5 protein-coding genes are annotated in these 3,689 nt (G+C 59.6%); 4 read left to right on the forward strand and 1 reads right to left on the reverse strand.

Annotated elements, in window-relative coordinates; translation table 11 throughout:
• From ACIGDJ_RS27840 to ACIGDJ_RS27855, 4 genes are all read left to right on the forward strand, one after another.
• The coding region (locus tag ACIGDJ_RS27840) for a 50S ribosomal protein L27 (RefSeq protein ID WP_397504701.1) at positions 1-175 on the forward strand (175 nt) is incomplete at its 5' end.
• 193 nt (positions 176-368) lie between these two features.
• The gene (gene cgtA / locus ACIGDJ_RS27845; RefSeq protein WP_016773122.1) at positions 369-1,592 is read left to right on the forward strand and encodes an Obg family GTPase CgtA; all 1,224 of its coding nucleotides are present in this window, start codon (positions 369-371) and stop codon (positions 1,590-1,592) included.
• 137 nt (positions 1,593-1,729) lie between these two features.
• The gene (proB, locus tag ACIGDJ_RS27850; protein ID WP_313005364.1) at positions 1,730-2,848 is read left to right on the forward strand and encodes a glutamate 5-kinase; all 1,119 of its coding nucleotides are present in this window, start codon (positions 1,730-1,732) and stop codon (positions 2,846-2,848) included.
• Between the two features lie 10 nt (positions 2,849-2,858).
• A complete protein-coding gene (locus ACIGDJ_RS27855) occupies positions 2,859-3,326 on the forward strand; it encodes a CreA family protein (RefSeq protein ID WP_039761698.1) in 468 nt (155 codons plus the stop codon).
• A 181-nt stretch (positions 3,327-3,507) separates the two neighbouring features.
• Here the strand turns inward: ACIGDJ_RS27855 and rpsT are convergent.
• Positions 3,508-3,689 (reverse strand): 30S ribosomal protein S20 (gene rpsT, locus ACIGDJ_RS27860; RefSeq protein WP_397504700.1); only part of this gene is annotated, 182 nt, incomplete at its 5' end.

Genomic DNA, 3,689 nt, shown 5'->3' on the forward strand with positions numbered 1-3,689 from the left:
CCAGGTCATCAAGGCCGGCAACATCATCGTGCGTCAGCGCGGCACCCAATTCCACGCTGGCTACGGCGTTGGCATGGGTAAGGATCACACTCTCTTCGCTAAAATCGAAGGCGTGATCAAGTTCGAAGTAAAGGGCGCCTTCGGTCGTCGTTACGTGAGCGTAATCGCGGCTTAATCGCGAGATCGCTGGAGAAGCCCTGTCTTGCGACGGGGCTTTTTCGTTTGTGGGGTGAGTCTCTTGCAAAGCTGTTTGTATGGGCTGTCGGCGTGCGATGCAGGTCGTGTCTTGGGGTCGCTGCGCTCATTTTTGCAAGAGTCTTATGTCTTGATTGTTTTTCGGCTCGTCCGTACGGCGAGAGGCGTTGGTTATGAAGTTTGTTGATGAAGTATCGATTCGCGTAAAGGCTGGTGATGGCGGCAATGGCGCCATGAGTTTTCGTCGGGAAAAATTCATCGAAAACGGTGGCCCGAACGGTGGTGATGGTGGTGATGGCGGTTCCATCTACATGATGGCTGACGAAAACCTCAACACGCTGGTCGACTACCGTTACACCCGGCACTTCGATGCCGAGCGTGGCTCCAACGGCGGCAGCACCGACTGCACCGGCAAGAAGGGCGAAGACCTGATCCTGCGCGTGCCGGTCGGCACCACGGTGATCGATTCCGCTACTCAGGAAGTCATCGGCGACCTGACCAAGGCCGGTCAGAAACTGATGGTGGTGCAGGGCGGCTGGCACGGTCTGGGCAACACCCGTTTCAAATCCAGTACCAACCGTGCACCGCGCCAGACCACGCCGGGCAAGCCGGGCGAGCAGCGCGACCTGAAACTGGAAATGAAAGTGCTGGCCGACGTCGGTCTGCTGGGTTTGCCGAACGCCGGAAAAAGTACCTTTATCCGCTCGGTCTCGGCGGCCAAGCCGAAAGTCGCCGACTACCCGTTCACCACGCTGGTGCCGAACCTCGGTGTGGTCAGTGTCGATCGCTGGAAGAGCTTCGTCATTGCCGACATTCCGGGTTTGATCGAAGGCGCATCCGACGGTGCCGGCCTGGGCATTCGCTTCCTCAAGCATCTGGCGCGTACGCGTCTGCTGCTGCACCTTGTCGACATGGCGCCGCTGGATGACTCCAGTGCTCCAGACGCGGCAGAAGTGATCGTCAACGAGCTGATCAAGTTCAGCCCGTCGCTGGCCGAGCGTGATCGCTGGCTGGTGCTGAACAAGTGCGACCAGATCCTTGAAGAAGAGCATGACGCTCGCGTCAAGGAAATCGTCGACCGCCTGGAGTGGACCGGTCCGGTGTACGTGATTTCGGCCATTGCCAAGATCGGCACCGAGCGACTGTGCCACGACATCATGCGTTACATGGAAGACCGTGCCGATCGCCTCGCCGCAGACCCTGCGTACAAGGAAGAGCTGGCCGATCTCGATCAGCGCATCGAAGACGAAGCCCGTGCGCAGTTGCAGGCGCTGGATGACAAGCGTGCCCTGCGTCGCAGTGGCGTGAAGTCGGTCCATGACATCGGCGACGATGACTGGGACGAAGAAGATGTGGATGACGAAGACGGTCCGGAAATCATTTACGTGCGTGACTGATCCGTTGCGATAAACTTGAACGCCGCTCAATCGAGCGGCGTTTTAGTATCCGGAAATCGATCGTTGGTCAGCAATCGCCACGATTAACGTCACGGGCAGCGCCAGGTCGCGCTGCCCTCAAGCTAAGGTTGAAGATGATGCGGAGCAAGGTGACAGGTGCGCAGCGTTGGGTCGTGAAGATCGGCAGCGCTTTGCTGACAGCTGACGGCAAAGGGCTGGATCGCGCGGCAATGAGTGTCTGGGTCGAGCAAATGGTGGCGCTGCATGAAGCGGGCGTCGAGCTGGTGCTGGTGTCCTCCGGGGCGGTGGCGGCCGGCATGAGTCGCTTGGGCTGGACCGCACGACCCAGTGCCATGCACGAGCTGCAGGCTGCCGCCGCTATCGGTCAGATGGGTTTGGTGCAGGCGTGGGAATCGAGCTTCGCCGAGCATGGCCGGCACACTGCGCAGATTCTCCTGACTCACGATGACCTGTCCGACCGCAAGCGCTATCTCAACGCCCGCAGTACCTTGCGCGCACTGGTCGAACTGAAAGTCATCCCGGTGATCAACGAAAACGACACCGTGGTCACTGACGAAATCCGTTTCGGCGACAACGACACGCTGGCGGCGCTGGTGGCTAACCTGGTCGAAGCGGATCTGCTGGTGATCCTCACCGATCGCGATGGCATGTTCGATGCCGATCCGCGCAACAATCCCGATGCGCAGCTGATTTATGAAGCGCGCGCCGATGATCCGACGCTGGATGCGGTCGCGGGCGGTACCGGCGGTGCGCTGGGGCGTGGGGGTATGCAGACCAAGCTGCGCGCGGCGCGTCTGGCGGCACGCTCCGGTGCGCACACTATCATCGTCGGCGGGCGGCTTGAGCGGGTGCTCGACCGCTTGAAGGCGGGCGAGCGCATTGGCACCTTGCTGTCGCCTGAGCGCGGCATGCTCGCGGCGCGTAAGCAGTGGCTGGCCGGGCATCTGCAAACCCGTGGCACGCTGGTGCTGGATGAGGGGGCGGTGTCGGCGCTGTCGCAAGGCAACAAGAGTCTGCTGCCGGTGGGCGTCAAACTGGTGCAAGGCAGCTTCCGTCGCGGTGAGATGGTGGTCTGCGTGGCACCGGACGGTCGTGAGATCGCTCGGGGCCTGGCCAACTACAGCGCGCTGGAAGCGCAAAAAATCATCGGTCAGTCGTCGGATGCGATTGTCGGTTTGCTCGGTTACATGGCGGAGCCGGAACTGGTTCACCGTGACAACCTGATTCTGGTCTAGGGAAAATTCGATGCGTGTCGCGAAAGGATTGTTGGGTCTGCTGATGGCCATGCCATTGCTGGCCTCGGCCGAGGAAATCGGTCAGGTGTCGACGGTGTTCAAGTTTGTCGGGCCGAATGACCGGATCGTGGTCGAGGCATTCGATGATCCGAAAGTCGAGGGCGTGACTTGCTACCTGTCGCGCGCCAAGACTGGCGGTGTGAAGGGTGGTCTGGGTTTGGCCGAAGATCGCGCGGAAGCGTCGATCGCCTGCCGGCAGGTCGGGCCGATCAAGTTCAAGGGCGAGTTGAAGGATGGCGACGAGGTGTTCAAGGAGCGCACCTCGCTGGTATTCAAGACCATGCAGGTCGTGCGTTTCCTCGACAAGAAGCGCAACACGCTTGTGTACCTGGTCTACAGCGATCGCTTGATCGAGGGCAGTCCGCAGAATGCGGTCACGGCCATCCCGATTCTGCCGTGGGTGCCTGTGCAGCAATAGCGCCGTAGAGGTCAGTGTGGGGGCGGGCTTGCTCGCGAAGGGGTCATGTCAGTCGATGAAGATATCAATTGGCCGACTGCATTCGCGAGCAAGCCCGCTCCCACATTTTTTGCGCTGAATTTGTTAAATCACAGGCAATAAAAAACCGACCCTGAGGTCGGTTTTTTAATGACTACGTCGATTAAGCGGCTTCTTTCAGCGCTTTGACGTGGCCATTCAGACGGCTCTTATGACGAGCAGCCTTGTTCTTGTGGATGATGCCTTTATCGGCCATACGGTCGATAACTGGCACAGCCAGAACGTATGCAGCTTGAGCTTTTTCAGCGTCTTTTGCGTCGATGGCCTTAACTACATTCTTGATGT

The sequence above is a fragment of the Pseudomonas sp. NPDC079367 genome (assembly GCF_044542195.1).
GTDB lineage: Bacteria > Pseudomonadota > Gammaproteobacteria > Pseudomonadales > Pseudomonadaceae > Aquipseudomonas.